1 protein-coding gene is annotated in these 248 nt (G+C 51.6%); it reads right to left on the reverse strand.

From position 1 onward, the window contains the following. The coding region (locus tag ACZ3HH_RS30880; RefSeq protein WP_465810498.1) for a hypothetical protein at positions 1-248 on the reverse strand (248 nt) is incomplete at both ends.

Consider the following 248-nt stretch of genomic DNA (forward strand, 5'->3'; position numbering starts at 1 on the left):
CATCACCGTCTTCAGCTGATCTTCTGTGGCCTTGGGCTTGTGTTTCACCAGCTCAGCGAGAGCCGTTTGCTTCTTTATCTGCTTCTCCTTGTCTGGGAGTGTGCAGATATCAGAGTGGAAGGTGAAGGTCTCAGCTTTAAACTCTTTGGGGACATATGTCTCGTCAACTGTCAGAGCAGAGAAACATGGCCGTCTTTCCACCAGGGACCCACTACAGCACTTGGTGACCTTCTCGCTCACTGGGGTCT

It is taken from the genome of Pseudomonas sp. PME37.24/025, from assembly GCF_055556615.1.